Source organism: Streptomyces sp. NPDC020898 (assembly GCF_044333925.1).
Classification (GTDB): Bacteria; Actinomycetota; Actinomycetes; order Streptomycetales; family Streptomycetaceae; genus Streptomyces.
On the sequence record NZ_JBIRRV010000005.1, the window covers coordinates 546,067 to 568,335 of the forward strand.

Here is a 22,269-nt window from a genome sequence, read left to right on the forward strand (position 1 = left end):
ATGTCACCGCGGCCCCGCGTCTCCGACCTGATCCGCCGGACAGGTCCTACGCGCCCTCGGCCACCGCGGCCTCTGCGGGGGCGGGCTCCGCGTCCGCCGGAGTCGTTCTCGGCGGCAGCAGTTCCAGGACCGCCTGCCGCTGCGTGTCGCTCGTCGCTTCGTCGTGCGGGTCCGGGGTGGCCGGGACCTGGAGGCGGTGGACCGGGCCAGTGCCCAGACGGGCGTAGCCGCGGCCCGGGGGCATGACTGCGACCGGTGTCGTGTGCGGAGGTACGCCCAGGACCCCTTCCAGTTGGGCGGGGGTCGCCGGGCCGAGTACCACACGCGCGCGCGTGTGCTGTCGTACGGCGTCGGTCAAGGTGTCCGCGCTGTCGAACTGTTCCGCCACCACGACGGTGACGTTCGCCGCCCGGCCGTGCCGCAGAGGGACCTGGAGCAGGGACTGGGGATCGCGGCGGCCGTCGGCGGCGGCCAGGTGGGCGAGGGCTCCGGGGCGGTCGAGGAGGAGCCAGAGCGGGCGCCGGGTGTCGTCGGGGAGCGGCTGACCGGCCTGGCGGGCGCGGTTGGCCGCGATCAGGCGGCGTTCCGTTTCGTGGGCGGCCCATTCGAGGCTCGCCAGCGCTCCGGTCGGGGCGCATTCGACGGCCAGGACGCCGTCCCGGCCGGTCAGGCAGGCGTACTCGCCGGTGCCGCTGCCCTCGACGATCAGGATGTCGCCGTACTGGAGGGCCTGGAGGGCGATCGAGCGCAGGAGCGTCGTGGTGCCGCTGCCCGGTTCGCCCATGACCAGGAGGTGCGGTTCGGTGGAGCGGGGGCCCGTGCGCCAGACGACCGGCGGGACGTCACGCCGCTCCTCGCCGTGGCTGAGGGGGAGCGTGCGCTGCACCTGGCTGGGGTCCGTGAAGCCGAGGACCGTCTCGCCGGGGGAGGTGACGAAGCGCTGGGCGGCGATGTCGGTGGGGAGGGGTGGCAGAACCGTGACCGTGAGCTGGTTGCCCTCCTCGTCCCACCCGAAGTGGTATTCGCGGCCCCGCCCCGACTTGGCGTGCAGCAACTGTTCGATCCGCGCGCGGGAGTCGGCCTCGCCGTCGGTGAAGTACGCCGGGTAGCGCACCACGAGGTGCGAGACGCGGCCGGTGGCATCGAACTCGTACGCGGGGAAGGTCTGCTCGAAGTCGCCGCCGTGGGTGTAGAGGGGAGCGGGGTCCTCGGGGGTCGAGAAGTAGGGAACCAGCGCCTCGTAGAGGGACTGGAGGCGCTGGGTCTGGGACTCGTCGGGGCCCTCGGGCTCCGCGGGGGCGCGGTCCCGGCCGTGCCAGGCCGCTGCCGCCATCACCGAGATGACGGCGAGCAGCGGGCCGTACGGCACGAGGGCCACGACGAGGACCATCGAGGCCACCAGGAACAGCAGCGGCCCGCGCTTGTCCTTGGGCGTGTCGGCCCACTTGCGCCGGCCGGCCGCAGCCAGCCGGCGAAGACCCCGGCTGATCGTGATCAGCGGGTGGAGGACATCGGTCGCGCTGTCGGCCGCGGTCCGGGCCAGCTCCCGGCTCCGGGCGATCTGTGCGCTGCCGTTGCTCAGGATGCGGGGAAGGGGGCGCCGGGCCACTGCTGTCTCCTGTGAGGTGCGTGCGGGAGGGGCGTCAGAACTTGATTCCGCCGAGCAGGCCCGCCAGGCTCTCGCCGCCGGCCTTGATGCTCGGCGCGATGGCGGTGCTGGCGAGGTAGAAGCCGAACAGTGCGGCCACGAAGGCGTGCGAGGCCTTGAGCCCGTCCTTCTTGAAGAAGAGGAAGACGATGATGCCGAGCAGAACGACGCCTGAGATGGAGAGGATCATGGAGATCTCCTGGTGTGGTGGGGACAGTCACCATGAGTTCTTCCAGGATCACAGCATGTATCCATACGATAAAAGGTGCATTCAGGTGAATTTCGGCAGATTTCACTCCGGTGGCGGACCTGTTCGGTGTCAGCGGAGCGGGCTGATCTTTGCCGCTGAGGTGTGCGGGTCATGTGCTTGCTAAGCCAGTACGCTGACGATTCACCCGTACGGTTGTAACGAGAGGTGGTCCGGCTGATGAGTGAAGCCCCCGACCCCGAGGTCGTGGAGCTGGCGACCAAGATCTTCGATCTGGCCCGGCAGGGGCAGACCGAGGCCCTCGTGGCGTACGTCGACGCGGGCGTTCCGGCCGACCTCACCAACGACCGCGGCGACTCCCTGGTGATGCTCGCCGCCTATCACGGCCACGCCGACGCGGTCCGGGCGCTGCTCGCGCGCGGCGCCGACGGAAACCGGGTGAACGACCGGGGTCAGACCCCGCTCGCCGGGGCCGTTTTCAAGGGTGCGCAGGACGTCATCCAGGCTCTCCTGGAGGGTGGCGCCAACCCGGCCGAGGGCATGCCCTCGGCCGTCGACACCGCCCGGATGTTCGGCAAGACGGAACTGCTGGAGCTGTTCGGCGCGCACTGAGCCGTACACACTGACCAGGTACGACAAGGAAAACGGGGGAGGCGGAACGGGGCCGCCGGAAATACGGTCGCGGCAGCTTGAACAGCCGGGTCATCATGACGTCGTGATTCATGGACGCGATGGCTGGGCAGATGTTGCCGCACCGCGCGGGCCGTGAGGCGGTCCGCATGGGCCCACCTACGAGAGGCAGAGGAAGATGGTCTACAGCAAGCAGGAAACGGCGGACGCTCCGACGTGTTGTCACGCGGCCAGGTAGAGCAAGATCCCGGTTGCGTCGACGCTTGATGTGAGGCTGTTTCCCATGTTCGATCCGGTCATAGCGCCCAGCGGTACGCTGCTCGGCCTGCTCCAGAGGGGCCGCGGCGACGGCACGCTGCACGCGCTCACCGCACCACGGGCCGAAGCGCTCGCGGCGCTGAACCACTGCGTGCTCCGCGACCCCCGCCACGACTGGCAGGTGGAGAACCGCTCCCTTTACTACGCCCGTCTCTATGTCGACCTCCATGGCGAGCTGGACGAGATCGAGGCGCACCTCTTCGACGTCGAGGACGTCCTCGACACCGACGAGTCACGCACCGGGCTCGCCCTCGCGGTCCTCGGGCACCTCGCCTCGTACGGCAGTCGGGACGCGCTCGACCTGCTGCGCAGGTACGCGGCCGTCGGTACCAGCTGGGCCTGGGCGCTGGACGAGCTGGCGCTCAGGGACGACGACGCGGGGCTGCGCGCCCTCGCCGCTCCCGTGCTGGCACGCTTCGGCACCGACGCGGAGGGCGAGGCCGAACTCGCCGCCGCCGTGCGGGACGCCTTCGAACCCCGGCCCTGGCGGCTGTGGGCCGACGATCCGCGCGAATCGATCTCCACGCGCGTGCGTGCCGCTCAGGAGACCGGCTGTTTCGACCGCTGGCAACGCCAGATGCGACCGTCCGGGCCGCGCCCGGGCTGGAGCGTGGATGCCGTGTTCGAGTGGGCCCAGCAGGGCATCGACCGCGGTGCCGCGCTCCATGTGCCCGCGGCACGTTGTCTCACGGCTGTGGCAGGCCCGGAGGACCGGCCCCAGATCGTCGAGGCGGCCCGCAGCGGCGACGACGGCGCCCGTTGCACGGCCCTGCGCTATCTCGCGGACGGCAACGATCCCGACGCCCTCGACCTGATCGAGGGCGCGATCACCGACGGCACGACGGCCGTCGTGGAGGCCGCCGTCGACGCCTTCGAACGCATGCGCAGTATCGCCGCCGTCGACCGAGCGCGCGGCTGGGTCCACCGGCCCGACCCCCTGGGCGCCGCCGCCGGACGGATGCTCGCCTGCCTGGGCGGCACCCGGGACAGCGACCTCGTCCTCGCCGCCCTGCGGGAGGCCGTACGGGGCGAAGGGCCCGACGCGTCGACCCTGTGGACCCTGGTGGACGGCACGGGACGGCTCGGCATCGTCTGCGCGGCCCCCGTACTGCGCCATATCTACCGTGAGACCGCCTCGTCCCATCTGCGCGGCAGGGCCGCCCGGGCCCTCGCCGCCACCGACCCCTCCTTCGCCGCCGGCTTCGCCGTCGAATGCCTGTGGGACTGCGAGGAGACCACCCGCGAGGTCGCCGCCCGGCACGCCGAGACCGGTGACGCCAGGGTCGTCGACCAACTGCGCCGACTCGCCGCCGACCCGGCCGAGGAGGCCGAGGTCCAGACAGCCGTACGAAGCCGGATCGGGCCAGACAGCACCGCCGTATGAACGGGGGATGACCCGGGGATCAGGAGTGCGTGGACGCGCGCCGACCCGCGAGGGAGCGGTGCGCAACGCTCATGGGACGTTCCCCGTCCGGAAAGATCGACGTTGACGCGAGCACGTCCGGTACGGCGAGAACACCCCTATGCGTGTCGTCATCGTGACCGAATCCTTTCCCCCCGATGTGAACGGCGTTGCCCACTGCGCGCTCCAGACCGCCCGGCACCTCGTCGATCGCGGTCACGTTCCCCTCGTCGTCGCCCCGGCCACCGCCGCCGGGAACGGGCCCGACGCCTCGGCGCCGTGCCCCGTCGTCCGTGTCCCCTCCCTGCCGCTCCCCGGCTACCCCCAGGTCCGCGTCGCCCTCCCCAGCCGACGCGTCGCCGCCGCGATCACCGAGCACCGCGCGGACATCGTCCACCTGGCCAGCCCCTTCGTCCTCGGCGTACGCGGCATGGCCGCCGCCGCCCGGCTCGGCATCCCCGCCGTGGCCGTCTACCAGACCGATCTGGCCGGATACGCCCGTACATACGTCCACACGGGTGAGGCGGCCGCCTGGCGGCGCATCCGCTCCGTCCACGCCGCCGCCGACCTCACCCTCGCGCCGTCCAGCGCGGCCCTGAACGACCTGGAGGCACACGGTGTGCCCCGGGTACGGCTGTGGCAGCGCGGGGTGGACACCGTCCGTTTCCGGCCCGACCTGCGCGACGAGTCGATCCGGCGGGAACTCGCCCCCAACGGCGAACTGATCGTCGGCTACGTCGGCCGGCTCGCCCCCGAGAAGCAGGTAGAACTCCTCGCCGGGGTCTGCGGACTGGACGGCGTACGGGTCGTCGTCGTGGGCGACGGGCCCAGCGAACCGGGGCTGCGCGAGCACCTGCCCGGCGCGGTCTTCCTGGGCCGCCGTACCGGCGACGAACTCGCCCGGATCTTCGCCTCGCTGGACGTCTTCGCGCACACCGGCCCGTTCGAGACCTTCTGCCAGACCGTGCAGGAGGCCATGGCGAGCGGTGTACCCGTGGTCGCCCCCGCGGCCGGCGGCCCGCTGGACCTGGTCGCCCACGGCCGCACCGGCCTGCTCGTCCCGCCGCGTGACGCCGACGCCGTACGGGACGCGGTGTGGTCCCTGGCCGCCGACCCGGCACTGCGCGCCACGTACGGAGCCGCCGGCCGGGCGACGGTCGAGGGCCGCACCTGGGCGGCCGTCGGCGACCAGCTGATCGGGCATTACGCCGACATCCTCACCGCGCGGACGGCGGTGGCCGCATGAACAGCGAGACACCGCGCCCGGCGAGCGGGCCGCTGCGCATCGTCCGGCTGGCGAACTTCGTCGCACCGGCCTCGGGCGGACTGCGCACCGCGCTGCGCGAACTGGGCGCCGGCTACCGGGCCGCCGGGCACGAGCCCGTGCTGATCGTGCCCGGTGAGCGGGCGGGCGAGCGGGACACCGAACAGGGGCGCGTGATCACCCTGCCCGGCCCGCTGCTGCCCGGCACCGGCGGCTACCGCGTCCTGACGGACAGGCGCCGCGTCGCCGCCCTGCTCGAAGAACTCGCGCCGGACCGGCTGGAGGTGTCCGACCGGACGACCCTGAGGTGGACCGGCAAATGGGCCCGGCGGGCCAGGGTCCCCGCGGTGATGGTCTCCCACGAGACCGCCGACGGTGTCCTGCGCACCTGGGGCCTGTCGGAGAACCTCTCCCGGCGGGCCGCCGACGCCCTCAACGTCCGTACGGCACACACCTACGCGCGCGTGGTGTGCACCACGGAGTTCGCCGAGCGGGAGTTCGTGCGGATCGGCGCACGCAATGTCGTACGGGCCCCACTGGGCGTCGACCTGGTACGGCGGCACCCGTCGCTGCGGGACCCGGAGCTGCGGGCCGTGCACGCGCGCGTGGACGAGGTGCTCCTGGTGATGTGCTCCCGGCTGTCCGTCGAGAAGCGGCCCGGTACGGCTCTGGACGCCCTGGAGGCGCTGTTGCGGCGCGGACGGCGGGCGCGGCTGGTGGTGGCCGGAGACGGCCCGTTGCGGGCCCGGCTGGAGCAGCGGGCGCGGGAGCGCGGCCTGCCGGTCACCTTCCTCGGGCATGTCGCCGACCGGGCACTGCTGGGCGGGCTCCAGGCGTCCGCCGACGTGTGCCTGGCGCCCGGGCCCGCGGAGACGTTCGGGCTCGCCGCACTGGAGGCGATGGCCTGCGGTACGCCCGTGGTCGTCAGCGCGTCCTCCGCGCTGCCCGAGGTGATCGGGTCCGCCGGGGCAGTCGCCGCCGACGACGGGGAGGCCTTCGCGGACGCCATATGGCTGCTGCTGGGGCGGCCCGAGCGCGATTGCCGGGAAACGGCACGCGCGCGTGCCGAGTGTTTCGGCTGGGCGGCCGCGGTCGAGGCGTTCCTCGCCGCGCACGACGCGGCGACCGTGCGGCCCGTCGTACCGGAGGGTGTCGGATGAGACCGCTGCGGTTCGTGGCGCTCGGCGACTCGCTGACCGAGGGCGTGGGCGATCCCGTGGACGGCGGGTGGCGCGGCTGGGCGGCGCTGCTCGCCGGCGGGTTCGGCGGCAGCCCGGTCGAGTTCACCAACCTCGCGGTCAGCGGGGCCCAGACACGCGACGTGCTGGAACGGCAGACGCCGGCCGGTCTCGACCTGGAGCCGGACGTCGTGTCCGTCGTCATCGGGGTCAACGACACCCTGCGCCGCGCCTTCGACATCCACGCGGTGGCCGCCCGGCTGGACGAGGTGTACGCGGCCTTCACTGGCCGGGGCGCCCTCCTGCTCACGGCGTGTCTGCCCGACCCCGGGGCGATGCTGGGGCTGCCGGGCGCGCTGGCCAACCCGCTGGCCCGGCGGCAGCGGGCGGTCAACACGGTCGTCCACGCGCTCTCCGAGCGGTACGGGGCCGTGCATCTGCACGCCGCCGAGGGGGAGTGGCTCAGCGGGCGCGAGATGTGGAGCGCGGACCGGCTGCACCCCGGTGAGCAGGGGCACCGCCAGCTCGCGGTCCGCTTCCACGCGCTGCTCACGGAGGCGGGCGTCGCGGACGGGGCGGGTCCGTCGGCCGCGCCGGAGCAACCCGCGCCCACCCGGGCGGCAAGTCTGCGCTGGCTGGCCACCGCGGGCACGGGCTGGGTGGCGAGGCGGTGCACCGACCTGCTGCCGCAACTCCTCCGGCTCGCCGCCCAGGAGGTCCGCCATCGTGCCCGGGGCACCAGCGCCCGGCTGGACCTGGGGGCGTCCCACGCGGTGGCGGCGGCCCTGGCAGCCCTGTCGGTCGCGGAGCACCGGCCCGGGCCGGACGTGGCGTGAGCGGTCACGGCTTCGACGGACCGGCAATTGGAGGGTGGGAGAAGGAGCGGGGGCGATGGGGGTCCCCCCGCGCGAGCGAAGCCGAGCGTGGGGGAGCGTGCAGCTGCAAGGCGGAGGAGGGAGTGATGGCGGAGCCATCGCGACCGACGACAACGCGGCTTAGGGTCCCCCCCCACGCCCTTAAGGCAGTGGGGGAGTGCGTGCCAGACCCCGCGACGCCGCCCTCCAATTGCCGGTCCGTCTTAGGGCCGCCCAGGCGGTTCAGCGGCGGCGTACGGGCACGAACCTGACCGGGGTGCCCGGCGTCGCCTGGGCGGCGGCCGACAGGTCGGCGGCGCGGACGACGGCGATCACCGGATAACCGCCGGTGGTCGGATGGTCGGCGAGGAAGACCACCGGTCTGCCGTCCGGGGGCACCTGGACCGCGCCCAGGACCATGCCCTCACTGGGGAGTTCGCCGGAGAACGCCCTCTGCAGGGAGGGGCCTTCCGTGCGCAGCCCGATGCGGTTGCTCGCGGAGGACACGCGGTACGCGGACGTGGTGAAGGTCCGGAGCGCCGCCGGTGTGAACCAGTCGTCGCGTGGTCCGACGCTCACGCGCAGGACGAGTTCGGCCGGGGGCGCCGGCTGCGGAACGACGTCCACGCGCGTGTGTGCGCTGACAACGTGTCCCAGGGGCAGCACCGCGCCGTCCGTCAGGGGCGGCGGGCCCAGCCCGGAGAGCAGATCGGTGGAGCGGCTGCCGAGCACCGGTTCGACGGCGACTCCGCCGGAGACGGCCACGTAACCGCGTACCCCTGAGAGGGCCGTCCCGATGTCCAGCAGTGAGCCCGCGGGCACGTGCACCGGAGCGCCCCAGGCCACCGGCCTGCCGTCCACCGTGACTGGGCAGGGGGCGCCGCCGATCGCGACGGTGACCGGGCAACGGGGGCGCAGGGAGCAGCCGTTGAGGGTGGTCTCCAGGACGGCTGCCTCGGGCGGGTTGCCGACCAGCCGGTTGACGAGCGCCGCCGCGGGCGCGTCCAGGGCGCCGGAGCGGGGCACCCCGAGATGGGCGTACCCGGGCCGCCCCAGGTCCTGCACGGTGGTCAGCGCCCCGGCCCGCACGACGGCGAGCGCGCGGTCCGTCATCGGTGCCCCACCGGGACGAAACGGACCAGGGTGCCCGGCGACAGCAGTGCGGCAGGCACGCGCGCGTGGTCCCACAAAACCGCGTCCGTCGTACCGATCAGCTGCCAGCCGCCCGGCGACGAACGCGGGTACACGCCCGTGTACGGGCCCGCCAGCGCCACCGCACCGGTCGGGACGGCCGTCCTCGGGGTCGCGCGGCGCGGTACGTCGTAGCGGGCCGGGAGGCCGGTGAGGTAGCCGAAACCGGGCGCGAAACCGCAGAAGGCGACCCGGAACTCGGTGTCCGCGTGGATGCGCGCCACCGCTTCCTCGGACACGTCCCACAGGGCGGCGACATCGGCGAGGTCCGGGCCGTCGTAGCGGACCGGCAGTTCGACGGTCTCCTGGGCGCGGGGGAGCGTCGGGGGAACTTCGGAGGCGGTCAGTTCGGATGCCAGGCGGACGGGATCGCGCAGACCGTCGAGGAGGACCGTACGGGCCGCGGGGACGATCTCGCGTACGGACAGGGAGCCCTCCGCGCGGCGGCGCAGCAACTCCGCGTGCAGGGCCTGCGCCTCCTCGCCGGAGGAGACCTCGACCAGGAGCGCGTCGTCGCCGACGGGCAGCGCCCTCATACGAAGGCCTCCACGCGGACGCCCGACGACTCCAGTCGTTCCCGGACCCGGCGGGCCAGGTCCACCGCGCCCGGCGTGTCGCCGTGCACGCACAGGGAGCGGGCTCGGACCGCGAGGGGCGCCCCGGAGCGGGACGCGACCACGCCGGTCAGGGCGAGGCCCACGGAGCGCTCCACGACGGCCTCCGGGTCGGTCATCAGGGCTCCCTCCTGGCCGCGCGGCACGAGCGTTCCCTCGTCGGTGTACGCGCGGTCCGCGAACGCCTCCGGGACGGCCCGGAGGCCCGCGCTTTCGGCCAGCTCCAGCAGGCGCGAGCCGGGCAGCCCGAGCACCGGCAGCGTTCTGTCGGCCAGGAGCACGCCCTCGATCACCGCCTCCGCCTGCTCCTTGTCGTGCACGACGCGGTTGTAGAGCGCGCCGTGCGGCTTGACGTACGACACGCGCGTGCCCGCCGCACGTGCGAACACCTCCAGGGCGCCGATCTGGTAGGCCACCTCGGCCGTCAGTTCGTCGGGTGGCACGTCCATCGCGCGCCGCCCGAACCCCGCCAGGTCGTGGTAGGAGACCTGGGCGCCGATCCGTACCCCGCGTTCGGCCGCCAGCTCGCACACGCGCCGCATGGTGGCCGCGTCGCCGGCGTGGAAGCCGCAGGCCACGTTGGCGCTGGTGACGACGGACAGCAGTCGTTCGTCGTCGGTCAGCTGCCAGCGGCCGAAGCCCTCGCCGAGGTCGGCGTTCAGATCGATCGCGGTCATGGGTCCCATTCTGATCGGTCGGGCCACGTGGTCCCGACACTCGGACAGCGCACGCGAAACGGCTGCTCGGTCAGCCCACGCGGTACTGCTCGTCGCGCGTGTCCGTGAGGAACATCTGTCCAGGTGCGTGGGTGAGGGCGAAGGGTGGGCGCGAGGCCATCACCGCTGCCTGCGGGGTGACCCCGCAGGCCCAGAACACCGGGATGTCGTCCGGCCCGGCGTCCACCGCCTCACCGAAGTCGGGTCGGCCGAGGTCCTCGATGCCGAGGCCCGACGGATCACCGCAGTGCACGGGGCTGCCGTGCACTGCCGGGAGCAGACTGCTCTCCCGGATCGCCGCCGCCAGATGCTCCGGGGGCACCGGGCGCATGGACACGACCATCGGACCGTGCAGCCGCCCCGCGGGCCGGCACTGGCGGCCGGTCACGTACATCGGGACGTTGCGGCCCTGCTCGACGTGGCGGATCGGGACGCCCGCCTCGGCCAGCGCCCACTCGAAGGTGAAGCTGCACCCGATGAGGAACGTCACGAGGTCGTCGCGCCAGTGGGCGAGCACGTCCGTCGGCTCGTCCACGAGCTCGCCGTCCCGCCACACCCGGTAGCGAGGCAGGTCGGTGCGCAGGTCCGCTCCGTTCGCGAGGACGGTGGTCCACGAGCCGGCGTCCGTGACGTCCAGGACCGGACAGGGCTTCGGATTGCGCTGGCAGAACAGCAGCATGTCGTACGCCCAGTCCGCGGGGACCGAGATCAGGTTGGCCTGGGTGTGGCCCGCCGCCACCCCGGCCGTGGCGCCGGTCAGACCCGCGCGGAACCGGGTGCGGGCGTATTCGGGGCTCCACGCGTGCGCGTGCTCGTCGGTGAGGGTCACGGGGCGGTCGTGCACGAGGGGGGCTGGCTGCTCGTCCACGAAGGTCGGGGCGAGGCGGTCTTCCGTACGGGTCACTGCAGTTCCTTCCCGCGGGTCTCCGGCAGCCCGAGCAGTGCCAGGGCTGCGATGCCGTATCCGATCGCGCCGAAGACCAGTGCGCCGCCCACACCCCAGCTGTCGGCCAGGAAGCCGACGGTGGTGGGGAAGATGGCGCCGACGGCCCGGCCGGTGTTGTAGGTGAAGCCCTGCCCCGTGCCTCGTACCGCCGTCGGGTACAGCTCGCTCAGATAGGAGCCGAAGCCGCTGAAGATCGCCGACATGCAGAACCCGAGGGGGAAACCGAGTATCAGGAGAAGGGTGTTGGCGCCGTTCGGGATGTTCGCGTAGGCGAGGATGCACAGCGCCGAGAGGACCGCGAACAGCCAGATGTTGCGTTTGCGGCCGAGCCGGTCGGTGAGGTAACCGCCGGTCAGATAGCCGATGAAGGCTCCGGAGATCAGGAACGTGAGGTACGAACCGGTGCCGACGACCGACAGTCCGCGTTCCGTCTTCAGATAGGTGGGCACCCAGGTCGCGAGGGTGTAGTACCCGCCCTGGACACCGGTGGACAGCAGCCCCGCGAAGATCGTGATGCGCAGCAGTCCGGGCGCCTCGGCGGTGCCGGGCCTGAAGATCTCCGCGAACGAACCCTTCTTGGGGTTCTTCTCACGCTCGGCGACCGCCTGGGGCGCGTCCTGCACCGAGCGACGCACCCAGACGACGAGCAGCGCGGGCAGGGCGCCGGTCCAGAACATCACGCGCCAGGCGAGGTCGTCCTCGAGGAACGTGAAGACCGCGGTGTAGACGATCACGGCCAGTCCCCAGCCGACGGCCCAGGAACTCTGGATCGCGCCGAGCGTACGTCCGCGGTGCTTCGGGCTCGCGTACTCGGCCACCAGGATCGCGCCGACGGCCCACTCGCCGCCGAAACCGAGGCCCTGGAGGGCGCGGAACACCAGCAGCGTCTCGTAGTTGGGCGCGAAGCCGCAGGCCACGGTGAACACCGCGTAGGTGATCACCGTGATCATCAGCGCCTTGACCCGGCCGATCCGGTCCGCGAGCACGCCCGCACCGGCGCCGCCGATCGCGGAGACGACCAGGGTGACGGTGGTGAACAGCCCGGTCTGGCCGCTGTTCAGGCCGAAGTACGCGGACAGCGCCACCATGCTCAGCGGCAGCGTGAAGTAGTCGTACGAGTCCAGGGCATAGCCGCCGAACGCGCCGCCGAAGGCGCGGCGACCGCGCGGGCCCAGCGCCCGCAGCCAGGCGAACGCGCCTTCGTCGACGGCGGGTTCAGTCGTTCCGGGGAGGGTTTCGGCGGGCAGTGCCTGCGGTGGAGGGGTCGTGCTCATGGGCACCTCGCAGTTGAGGGACGGAGGGTGCTTCGGGGATGAGCCGTGCCGTGCGGAAGCGGTCGGCACCGCGTGGATCCGGCGGCGCCTGTTCAGCAAGGTAGAGGATCGTTGAACGATCCCTCAATACCCATGTTGTTTCGTTCTTGTATCTACGATTGAATTCCGGGCATGGCAGAGCAGCTGACGGGACTGGCCGACGACCGCGCGCTCCTCGGGCGCACCAGCACCGCCGAGCGGGTGGCCGACATCCTCAGGAGCCGTATCGCCGAGGGGTACTTCCCGCCCGGGACCCGGCTCTCCGAGGACAGCATCGGCGGGGCCCTCGGCGTCTCCCGCAACACCCTGCGCGAGGCGTTCCGGCTGCTCACGCACGAACGCCTGCTGATCCACGAGCTCAACAGGGGTGTTTTCGTACGGGTCCTCACGATCGAGGACGTCGAGGACATCTACCGCACCCGCGCCCTGGTCGAGTGCGCCGTGGTCCGCGGGCTCGGCGAGCCGCCGTACGCCCTGGAGAACCTCGCCGCGGCCGTCGCACAGGGGCAGCAGGCGGTGCGAGACGATGACTGGAAAGGGCTGGGGACGGCCAACATCCACTTCCACCGCGAACTCGTCGCCCTGGCCGGCAGCGCCCGCACCGACGAGCTGATGCGCAGCGTCTTCGCCGAACTGCGCCTCGCCTTCCACCTCGTGGACGACCCGCGACGCCTGCACGAGCCCTATCTCGCGCGCAACGAGCAGATTCTCCAGGCGCTCCAGGCAGGCCACGCCGGCGAGGCCGAGCAGTTGCTGGCCGTCTACCTCGACGATTCGCTGGGGCGCGTGGTCGACGTGTACCGGGGAAGAGTGGGGGAGGCTGAAGCTTTTCAGGGGCGCGAGGAACTGCGCGACAAGCCCCCACCGGCCCGCAGCTGACGCACGACCCCAGTGGCCCGCGCTACCGCCGGAGGCGATCCGCGTCGTTTGGGGAGTTGTCAGACCGAGGACCTAGTCTGTGCACCGTGACTTCGCCTGCATCGACGGACAGCGTTCCGCCCCAGCTCAGCGCGGGGCCGCGCCCCGCTCCGGGCCCGGCCGCCGACGAGGGACTGGCGCGCCGCCTGCGTGCGCTCGCCTGCACCGCCCCGCTCCACGACCTGGACGCGCGCAAGGCGAATCTCGCAGGTGAGTACTCGGTGTACGGCATGGCGGAGGTGGCCCTCTCCGCCATCGACCTGGTCACCCTGAACATGGACTTCGACACGGGCGCCGACCACGACCAGATCGTCGCCCGCCTCATCCCGCGCATCGCCGCCCAGGCCCCGCAGCGACCCGTCACCGAGCACGAGCGCGTGGCCCGCTGGGTCATGGAGAACCTGATCAACGTCGGCAGCGTCGACCGCGGCTTCCGGGCCGTATACGGCACGTTCTCGCCGGACGGCACATATGTACGCCGTGACTACGACTTCAAGCTGATCGAAGAGGTCCCGGGCTACGGCGGAAGCGTCTATCTCCGTACGACGGATGAGGCGGTCAACGTACTCGTCGGCGCCCTCGACACCGACGTCACGAGCGCCCAGATCGCCGCCGAGGTCAAGCTGGAGGTGCTCATCCGCCGGGGCCGGCTGGCCGACGCCCAGCTCGCCGCGGAACAGGCCCGGTACCGGACCGTGCAGTACTCGGAGACCCTGCGCCGGGCACTCGACGCGACCCGGCGGAACGTGCGCGCGGTGGACTGGCTCCAGACCGTCCCGGACATGATCGCCGAGGCGCTCGACCATGTCGCCGACCGGTATCGCCACGAGAACGCGATTCTGACCAACATCCGCAAAGCCCGCGACGAGTCCGAGGACCCGGAGCAGAAGCGCCGTGCCGCCGAGCTCGTCGACATCGTCAAGGACTGCATCCGGCGGCATACGCAGCTCCAGTCCCGGCTGCTGGAGGCGGGGCCGCTGTTCCGCGCGGAACAGGACCGGCAGGCCTTCGCGACGCCGATGACGTCGTCGGGGATTGACCTGTACGGGCATCTGGTCGCCCCTGTGCTGCCGCTGCCCCTTGAGCAGGCGGTGCGGGTCACGGACGCGTTCTTCGCGCGCGGGACCGGGCTTCGTACGCCGGTGTCGGTCCGGGTCGGCGACCTTGTCGACATACTGCTGACGCCGCCGGTGGAGCGGGAGCACCTCGGTGCGGAGATGCCGGAGCCGGACCTCGTCGCCACGCCGGACGACAGCCGGTTCAGCGAGGAGCAGCTGGCGGCGGCGATGGAGTTGCTGGATCTGCCCGCGGACGCGCCACGGCGGCTGTCGGGGCTGTTGGCCGAGGCGCGGCTGCGGGATGCGGAACTTCCGTATCTGGTGGCTCTGTTGGCGGTTCATGCGGCCAGTCCGCCGGTGGGGACGGCATATCGGCAGGGCGAGGAGAAGTTGCTGTTCGCTGTCGATGACGGGACGGAGCTGGACGATCCGGAGTTCGGGGGCGCCGATCTGATCGTGGGGATGGCGTTGCTGGACACGGTGGGGATGGCTGCAGGCAGGTCGGAGGCGGCGTGATGGGGCTGAGGTTGTCGCCTTGCTGCGGGCCCGCTGTGGCTGGTCGCGCAGTTCCCCGCGCCCCTGTAGGGGCGCTTGTCCGCCCGTCCGATTATCAGAACCCCGAGGAGTTTCAGCTGTGAATGAGCACGTCGACTGGAGTGAGCCGGAGGCGGTTGCCGCACCGGCTGCTGCCGCTGCCGTGACTCCTGCCGATGTCGCCGATGCCGCGCGGCTGGTGGCCTTCGGGCTTCAGCCCAAGCTTCAGGCCGCCCGGGACCAGGAGTACGCCGAGTTGCTGCGGCGGTATCGCGAGAACCCGGCCTTCGCCCGGCTCGCCGATGCCGTGGCCGCCGGGCTGGGGCTGGTCGTGCTGGAGGTGTCCCCGCGCGCGGGGATGGCTGTCACCGCCGCCGAGGACTCCGTCTTCGCCGTGCGGATGGGGGACTACGCCCGCCGTACGTCCGCCGACGGGTCGGACCGGTTCCTGCACGGGCTCGCCCACCTCGCCGTTGCCGCCATGGCGTTCCCGCGACCAGAGGACCTCGCCGACGACGGGTACATCGGGCGCGTCACCGTCAACGGGGTCGAGGCCTTCGTACGGCAGGCCTGCCGACGGCTGGAGGAGCGGGCCGAGGCACAGGGCGAGAACACCGACCCGGTCAGCGACGCCCCGGGACTCGAGGCCGCCTGGCGGATCTGGATGAGGCGCAGCGCGACGGGGGCCACCAAGGACGCGCGGAGACCGGCCGGTTCGACGACCGGCATCGTCGGCAAGGCCGTCGCGTTCCTCACCGACTCCGGCTTCCTCCAGCGGACGGGTGACGACAACGGCGGTACGTACCGGACGACGGCCCGTTACCAGCTCCAGGTGCGGGACATGGCCGGAAACGCCGCCATGGCCGAGCTGCTGGAGCTGGGCGTCGTACCGGTCACCGACGGGACACCGACGCTGCTGCCAGCCGAGGACACCGACGACCTGGAGCTGGTGGCCGACGCGGGGCTGCCCTTCCACCACTCCTGACGGCCGCCCTACGCCCTTCACGCCTCACCCGGTCTCACCCAACCCGACTACTTCCTTACGACTACGAGAGTCCGCCATGTACGAGCTGTCCAGGGTCCGCCTCTACTCCATCGGTCCTGCCGGCGCGCGCTATGCCGACACCGTGCTTGACCTGCGGGGTGTCGGCGAGCCGGTGCCCGATCCCGCGCCCACCCAGGCGGAGTTCTTCGCGGACGAGCCCGTCGGACCGCCTCGCCGGCCCGCGCCCGCGGGCGTGCTCTTCCTGGAGAACGGCGGCGGCAAGTCCGTACTCCTGAAGCTGATCTTCTCCGTGATGCTGCCGGGGCACCGCAACACACTCGGGGGCGCCAGCTCCGGTGTGCTGCGGAAGTTCCTGCTCGCCGACGACTGCGGGCACGTGGTCCTTGAGTGGCAGCACGTACTCACCGGCGAGCTGGTGGTGGTCGGCAAGGCGAGCGAGTGGCGGGGGCGGCAGGTCTCCAACGATCCGCGGAAGTTCGCCGAGGCCTGGTACTCGTTCCGGCCCGGCCCGGGGCTGAGCCTCGACAACCTTCCCGTCGCCGAGTCCACCGCCGTACGGCCGTCCGTCGAGGGCGTCTCCGGTGCCCAGGGGCGTCGGCGGACGATGAAGGGCTTCCGGGACGCGATCACCGAGGCGGGCAAGGCGTATCCGCACCTCGAAGTGCACTGGGAGGAGATCCACGACCGCTGGATCGAGCATCTGGGCGAACTGGGCCTCGACCCCGAACTCTTCCGCTACCAGCGGGAGATGAACGCCGACGAGGGTGAGGCCGCGGGCCTCTTCGCGGTCAAGAAGGACTCCGACTTCACCGACCTGCTGCTGCGCGCGGTGACCGACACCCGGGACACGGACGGGCTCGCCGACCTGGTCGGCGGCTTCGGCAACAAGCTGGGGCGACGGTCCGAGCTGATCGCCGAACGGGACTTCACCGCCGGGTCCGTGGACCTGCTCGGGCGGATCGTCGAGGCGGCGGAAGCGCGTTCCCGCGCGCGGGACATCCACTCGGGCGCCGAACGCCGGACGCGCACGCTCGCCCGGCGGCTGTCCGCACGGGGCGTCCGGGAGCGCGTCCGGGCCGGGGACCTCGCCCAGCGGGTCACCGCCGCGGCGTACGCCGTCACCCACTCCGAGGGCGGGCGGGAGCGCAGCGCGCTGATCGCCGCCGAACTCGCCTTCCGGCACGCCTCGCTGGCACTCGCGGCGGCGGAGAAGACGGCAGCCGCGCAGAAGCGCGAACTCGCCGACGCGCGCACCATGCACTCCGCCTGGCAGGCCGCCGAAGTCGTCCTGCGCCACCGCGCGGCCGCCGACCGCTCCGCGCGCGTGGCCGTCGCGATCCGCGAGGCCGAACGCGACGCGGCCCCGGCCCTCGCCGCCCGCGCCAAGGCCGCCGTCGATCTCGTACGGGCCCTGCACTCGGCGGCGGAAGGCGCCGAGGCGCTCGCCAACGAGGAGGAGGAGCGGTCCGCCGCTCTCCAGGAGGTCGGCGAGGCCGCACACCGGGACTCGACAGCCGCCGCCACCGAGGCACAGCGCGCCCGCAGCGAGGTCGGGCATTTGCGGCAGCGGCTCAGCGAGGTCGAGCAGGAGACCACGGAGGCGGTGCGCGCGGGCTGGCTCGACGACACCGCGCCCGACGCGGATCCGGCGCGGGCCGCGCTCGCCGCCAGCGACGCCGAGAAGACGGCCGTGGAGGCCTGGGACACCACCCGTGAGGCGTCCCGGCGGGCTTCCGAGCACGCCAGGGAAGCGGCGTCCGCCGAGTCCCGCGCGGAACTCACGGCGGCTCGCGCGGCGGATGCCGCCACAGCGGCCGAGCGCGCCTACGACGCCGAGCGGCGCACCGCCGAGGCGCTGGCGGAAGAGGAACGGCTCGCCGAGCTGCTGAGCCTGCCGCCCGCCGACGGCGCGCGCCCGCGGGGCCGGGCCGCGCTACCGCACCAGCACGGTGCTGGTGACGGCGAGGGCGACGGCAGGGGGAGCGGTAACGGGGTGGCGGGAGAGCGTGCCGGAGCGGGCGTTTCCCGGCGCTCCGGCGACAAGGGCGCCTCCCGTGCCCTCGCCGACGGCTCCCTCACCCCCGAGGAGCTCGACCGCTTCGCCGACGAGCTCCGAGAGCTGCTCGACGACGGTGTCTCCTCCGCCGAGCGGCAGCTCTTCGAGCTGCGTACCGCTGCCGCCGACGACGCCCGGATCCTCGGCGCGCTCGGTGACGGCGGGCTGCTGCCGCCCGGCCCCGATGTGCTGGCCGCCGTCGAGTTCCTCGGCGAGCACGGCATCCCCGCGCTGCCCGGCTGGCGCTATCTCGCCCAGGCCGTCGACCCCGTCGACCACGCGCGCGTACTGGCCGCCCGGCCCGAGCTGGTCGACGGCGTGATCATCACGGACCCCGACACGCACGCGCGTGCCCGCGAGGCCCTCACCGACGCGGCCCTGCTGCCCCGGTCGGCCGTCGCGGTCGGTACCGCGGCCGCCCTGCTGGCGCCCACCCCGGCTCCCGGACCGGCCGACGGCGACGTGTTCCTCGTACCGCCGAACCCGGCCATGCACGACGAGCATGCCGCCGACGAGGAACGGCAGGCGCTGCGGGGCCGGGCGGGTGAGCGGGAGGAGGAGATCCGTACGCTCGCGGCGCGGCTCGGGAAGGACCGGGAGCTGGCCGCGCGGCTCGCCTCCTGGCGCACCGGCTGTCCGGCCGGACGGCTCGTCGAGCTCGCCGGGGCCGCGCGCGACGCGCGTGCCTTCGCCGAGGAGGCCGAGGCGGAGCTGGCCGAGGCCCGGACCGTACGGGCCGAAGCCGATGAGGTGGCGAGCGAGGCGTCCCGCGTTCGGGACGAACGCCAGGAGGCCGCCCAGCGGGCCCGGCGCGCCGCCGACGCGCTCGCCGGACTCGCCTACCGGCTGCGCGAACGCGCCGGCTGGCAGGTCAAGGTGCGAGAACTCGCCGACGACGCCGTCGAGTCGGAGGCCCGCGCCCAGGTCTGCCTGGAACGCGCCCGGTCCGCCGACGAGGACCGGCGCGCCATCCAGCGCGCCGCCGACGACGCGCGCCGCACGGCCCGCGCCCTGCGCGCCGAGCGCGCGGAGATCGCGGGCGCCCCCGACGACGTACCGGAAGCTGACGAGGACGCCGCGAAGTCGTCGCTGCCCGCCCTCCGCGAGGCCTACCGGGCTGCTTCCCAGCTCTACGAGAAGGTTGGCGTCGGCGCCGACCTGCGGGCCGAGCAGGCGCGCTCCGAGAGCGAGGAGAGCGCCAGTCGCGCGGAACTGGACCGGCTGAGCAACAAGGTGCGTACGCGCGCCGAGCACATGCTCCAGTCGACCGACGGGTCCGACGGACCGTCCCGGCAGGCCGCCTCCGCGCGAGCCGACGAGCTGGTACAGCTCCTGGAGACCCGGGTGTCCACGGCGAGCGAGCAGCTCGGGCGCCTGCGTGGCGAGGCCGAGCGGCACGCTCCCGAGGACGGCGAGGCGCACACCGAACTGGCCGAGGAACTCGTACCGCGCGACGCCGAGCACGCCCAGGCCCTGCTGCGCACCGCCACCACCGAACTCGCCTCCCGCACCGAGGCGTTGACCCAGGCCCGGCAGGCGCACGCCGAACTGCTCGACGCCCACCGGGCCGCCGAGGACGCGGCCTCCGGGTTCGACGAGATCGCCGCGATGCTCCGCGACCTGTTGCGCGAGCACACCTCCGACGAGGAGCAGGACGCTCCCGATCCCTTCCCGGGCAGCCCTGAGGAGGCGCGGCAGTCGGCCGCCGAGGCCCGCCGCTCCCTGCGTGGCTGCGCCGCCGACCTGTCCGCCGCCGAGGGCGCCGTGCGCGAGGCGAGCGACATCCTCGTACGGCACGCCAACTCCACACGGTACGAGGCGGTGCGCACCCCCGCCCGTCAGCAGATCCGCGAGCTGCCCGCGTCGGCGCTGCCCGAGAACGCGCAGAAGTGGGCGGACGCCTTCGCACCCCGACTCCGGGTCCTGACCGACGAGTTGGCGCAGCTGGAGCGGAACCGGGACTCGATCGTGGATCGGCTGCGCGGGCTGGTGGAGTCGGCGCTGGCCACCCTGCGGTCCGCGCAGCGGCTGTCCCGGCTGCCCGAGGGGCTCGGCGAGTGGTCCGGGCAGGAGTTCCTGCGCATCCGGTTCGAGGAGCCCGACCAGGCCACGCTCAGCGAACGACTCGGCGAGGTCATCGACGAGGCGACCCGGGCGGCCGTGAAGAAGAACTCCGACCTGCGCCGGGACGGAATGTCCCTGCTCCTGCGGGGAGTCGGCGCCGCACTGCAGCCCAAGGGCATCGCCGTCGAGATCCTCAAGCCCGACGCCGTACTGCGCGCCGAGCGCGTGCCCGTCGGGCAGATGGGCGACGTGTTCTCGGGCGGTCAGCTGCTCACCGCGGCCATCGCCCTGTACTGCACGATGGCCGCGCTGCGCAGCAACGACCGGGGCCGCGACAAGCACCGGCACGCCGGCACCCTGTTCCTCGACAACCCCATCGGCCGCGCCAACGCGACCTACCTCCTGGAACTCCAGCGCGCCGTGTCTGACGCGCTAGGCGTCCAACTCCTGTACACCACCGGCCTGTTCGACACGACCGCCCTCGCCGAGTTCCCCCTTGTCATCCGCCTCCGCAACGACGCCGACCTGCGCGCGGGTCTGAAGTACATCAGGGTGGAGGAACACCTCCGACCGGGACTGCCGCAGCAGGCGCCGGCCGGAGAGGGGGATTCGGTGCACAGCGAGATCACGGCGACCAGGATGTTCAAGCGCCCGACACAGCCAACTCCCTCAGGGGCAACGCCCTAGGGGCGCGGGGCTGTGACATTTGCGGCTCCGCCGCGGGGCGCGACCAGCCACGACGGCGCCGCAGTTCCCCCACGACCTGTACCCCCTACGCGTCCCCTTTGAGAAGGTCAGCGCACTTCTCCCCGATCATCATCGTCGTAATACACGGATTCACCGTCACCAGCTCCGGCATCACCGACCCGTCGGCAACCCGCAACCCCCCGACCCCCTTCACCCGCAGCCGTGCGTCCAACGGAGCCGACGCGTCGTCGTCCGCGCCCATCTTCACCGTGCAGGCCGGGTGGTAGACGGTGTTGTGGGTCTTGTGGATGTAGTCCAGCAGCTCGTCGTCCGTCCGGACGTCCGGCCCGGGGGCCAGTTCCGCTCCCGCCCAGCCGCTCAGCGCCGGCTGGGCGGCAATGCGACGCGCCAGCTTCAGCCCGTACGTCATCACGCGCGCGTCGTGCTCGTGCGTGAAGTACCGCGGATCGACCATCGGCTTGTCCCGGTAGTCGCGGGTCCGCAGCCGCACCGTGCCGCGCGACTTCGCCCGCGTCACGTTGGGTGTGAGGCAGAACGCGTTCTCCGAGGTCGGATAGCCCCATCGCGCCGTGTTCATGTCGAACGGCACCGAGCCGTAGTGGAACATCAGGTCGGGCCGGTCCAGGCCCGGTTCGGTGTCGTAGAAGATGCCCGCCTCCCACCACTGACTGGACGTCGTGGTCATCGGCTGTTTGGCGTCCCACATGATGACGCCTTCGGGGTGGTCCTGGAGGTTCTCGCCGACGCCCGCCGAGTCCACGACCACCTCGACACCGACCTCGCGCAGCTGCTCGGCCGGACCGATGCCGGACAGCATCAGCAGTTTCGGGGTGTCGATCGCGCCGCACGACACGATGACCTCGCGCCGTGCCCGTACGGTCCTCGTGTGGATGAGATCCGGGTCGAGGTACTCGGCGCCCACGCACCGCCGCCCCTCCAGTACGAGCTGCTTCGCCCGCACCCCCGTCCGTACCTCCAGGTTCGGCCGCGTACCCATGACCGGGTGGAGATAGGCGACCGAGGACGACTGACGGATGTTGTTCTCGTCGGAGTTGATCTGGAACCAGTTGGCCCCGCGGACCACGGTGTTGCCGGTGTTGAAGGGCGTGGTCGGGATGCCCGCCTGTTCGCAGGCCTCCAACAGGGCGGTGCCGCACGGGTCTTCGCTCTTCAGCGTACGGAGCTCCACCGGGCCGGTGCGGCCATGGTGTTCGCCGGGAGCGTCGTTGTTCTCCAGGCGCTGGTAGAGCGGGAAGAGATCGGCCGCGCTCCAGCCCCTGCAGCCCGCCGCCGCCCAGTCGTCGAGATCCTCGGCCGGGGCCCAGAAGGCGATACAGGAGTTGTGGGACGAACAGCCGCCGAGCACCTTCGCGCGGGCGTGCCGCATGAAACTGTTGCCGCTGGACTGCGGCTCGACCGGGTAGTCCCAGTCGTAGCCTGAATCCAACAGGCCCATCCATCGCTCCAGTTTGAGGACGTCGTCGTCGCCGACGTCGCTCGGACCCGCCTCCAGTACGCACACCGTGACGGACGGGTCCTCGGAGAGTCGAGCCGCCACCACGTTGCCCGCGGTGCCACCGCCCACCACCACATAGTCGAACTCATCGGTGCTCAAGAGTGGTTGGTCCATGAGTGGTTGACCT

General features: G+C 72.4%; 17 protein-coding genes. 9 read left to right on the forward strand and 8 right to left on the reverse strand.

The annotated features are described in order from the left end of the window. Positions 1-46: 46 nt before the first annotated feature. On the reverse strand, positions 47-1,609 hold the full coding sequence (locus tag ACH4TV_RS19790; RefSeq protein ID WP_398399679.1) for an ATP-binding protein: 1,563 nt from the start codon (positions 1,607-1,609) through the stop codon (positions 47-49). Between the two features lie 34 nt (positions 1,610-1,643). Further along, the gene (locus ACH4TV_RS19795) at positions 1,644-1,838 is read right to left on the reverse strand and encodes a hypothetical protein (protein ID WP_318318678.1); all 195 of its coding nucleotides are present in this window, start codon (positions 1,836-1,838) and stop codon (positions 1,644-1,646) included. A gap of 237 nt (positions 1,839-2,075) precedes the next feature. Between ACH4TV_RS19795 and ACH4TV_RS19800 the strand changes: the two genes are divergently transcribed. From ACH4TV_RS19800 to ACH4TV_RS19820, 5 genes are all read left to right on the forward strand, one after another. Continuing rightward, complete coding sequence (locus ACH4TV_RS19800) at positions 2,076-2,468, forward strand: ankyrin repeat domain-containing protein (protein ID WP_398399682.1); 393 nt, start codon at positions 2,076-2,078, stop codon at positions 2,466-2,468. Positions 2,469-2,769: 301 nt separating this feature from the next. Continuing rightward, positions 2,770-4,188, forward strand: coding sequence for a HEAT repeat domain-containing protein (locus ACH4TV_RS19805; RefSeq protein WP_398399684.1), 1,419 nt, complete (start codon positions 2,770-2,772; stop codon positions 4,186-4,188). Between the two features lie 139 nt (positions 4,189-4,327). Then, positions 4,328-5,452: a glycosyltransferase family 4 protein gene (locus tag ACH4TV_RS19810; RefSeq protein ID WP_398399686.1), complete on the forward strand. Its 1,125-nt coding sequence runs from the start codon at positions 4,328-4,330 to the stop codon at positions 5,450-5,452. Further along, entirely contained in the window at positions 5,449-6,630 is a 1,182-nt protein-coding gene (locus ACH4TV_RS19815) for a glycosyltransferase (RefSeq protein WP_398399688.1), read from the forward strand. Before ACH4TV_RS19810 ends, ACH4TV_RS19815 begins: the two co-directional genes overlap by 4 nt. Continuing rightward, complete coding sequence (locus ACH4TV_RS19820) at positions 6,627-7,484, forward strand: SGNH/GDSL hydrolase family protein (protein WP_398399691.1); 858 nt, start codon at positions 6,627-6,629, stop codon at positions 7,482-7,484. Before ACH4TV_RS19815 ends, ACH4TV_RS19820 begins: the two co-directional genes overlap by 4 nt. 261 nt (positions 7,485-7,745) lie before the next feature. Here the strand turns inward: ACH4TV_RS19820 and ACH4TV_RS19825 are convergent, their stop codons facing one another. The 5 genes from ACH4TV_RS19825 to ACH4TV_RS19845 form a co-directional block, all read right to left on the reverse strand. Then, entirely contained in the window at positions 7,746-8,615 is an 870-nt protein-coding gene (locus ACH4TV_RS19825; protein WP_398399693.1) for a biotin-dependent carboxyltransferase family protein, read from the reverse strand. Next, entirely contained in the window at positions 8,612-9,229 is a 618-nt protein-coding gene (locus ACH4TV_RS19830; RefSeq protein WP_398399694.1) for an allophanate hydrolase subunit 1, read from the reverse strand. The genes ACH4TV_RS19825 and ACH4TV_RS19830 overlap by 4 nt, the downstream gene beginning before the upstream one ends. Next, positions 9,226-9,984, reverse strand: a complete 759-nt coding sequence (locus ACH4TV_RS19835; protein ID WP_398399696.1) for a LamB/YcsF family protein — start codon at positions 9,982-9,984, stop codon at positions 9,226-9,228. The genes ACH4TV_RS19830 and ACH4TV_RS19835 overlap by 4 nt, the downstream gene beginning before the upstream one ends. Positions 9,985-10,054: 70 nt before the next feature. Continuing rightward, positions 10,055-10,891: a putative hydro-lyase gene (locus ACH4TV_RS19840; RefSeq protein WP_398399792.1), complete on the reverse strand. Its 837-nt coding sequence runs from the start codon at positions 10,889-10,891 to the stop codon at positions 10,055-10,057. Positions 10,892-10,923: 32 nt separating this feature from the next. Next, positions 10,924-12,243 (reverse strand): MFS transporter, encoded by a 1,320-nt coding sequence (locus ACH4TV_RS19845; protein WP_398399698.1) that lies wholly within the window; start codon positions 12,241-12,243, stop codon positions 10,924-10,926. A 171-nt stretch (positions 12,244-12,414) separates the two neighbouring features. On the opposite strand from ACH4TV_RS19845, the gene ACH4TV_RS19850 reads away from it, so the two are divergent. From ACH4TV_RS19850 to ACH4TV_RS19865, 4 genes are all read left to right on the forward strand, one after another. Next, entirely contained in the window at positions 12,415-13,161 is a 747-nt protein-coding gene (locus ACH4TV_RS19850; protein ID WP_398399700.1) for a GntR family transcriptional regulator, read from the forward strand. 86 nt (positions 13,162-13,247) lie between these two features. Next, positions 13,248-14,774: a hypothetical protein gene (locus ACH4TV_RS19855; RefSeq protein WP_398399702.1), complete on the forward strand. Its 1,527-nt coding sequence runs from the start codon at positions 13,248-13,250 to the stop codon at positions 14,772-14,774. A gap of 118 nt (positions 14,775-14,892) precedes the next feature. Further along, on the forward strand, positions 14,893-15,777 hold the full coding sequence (locus ACH4TV_RS19860; RefSeq protein WP_398399703.1) for a hypothetical protein: 885 nt from the start codon (positions 14,893-14,895) through the stop codon (positions 15,775-15,777). Positions 15,778-15,853: 76 nt separating this feature from the next. Then, positions 15,854-20,605, forward strand: coding sequence for a hypothetical protein (locus tag ACH4TV_RS19865; RefSeq protein WP_398399705.1), 4,752 nt, complete (start codon positions 15,854-15,856; stop codon positions 20,603-20,605). An 85-nt stretch (positions 20,606-20,690) separates the two neighbouring features. On the opposite strand, the gene ACH4TV_RS19870 is transcribed toward ACH4TV_RS19865, so the two are convergent. After that, the gene (locus ACH4TV_RS19870; RefSeq protein WP_398399707.1) at positions 20,691-22,256 is read right to left on the reverse strand and encodes a GMC family oxidoreductase; all 1,566 of its coding nucleotides are present in this window, start codon (positions 22,254-22,256) and stop codon (positions 20,691-20,693) included. Positions 22,257-22,269 lie beyond the last annotated feature (13 nt).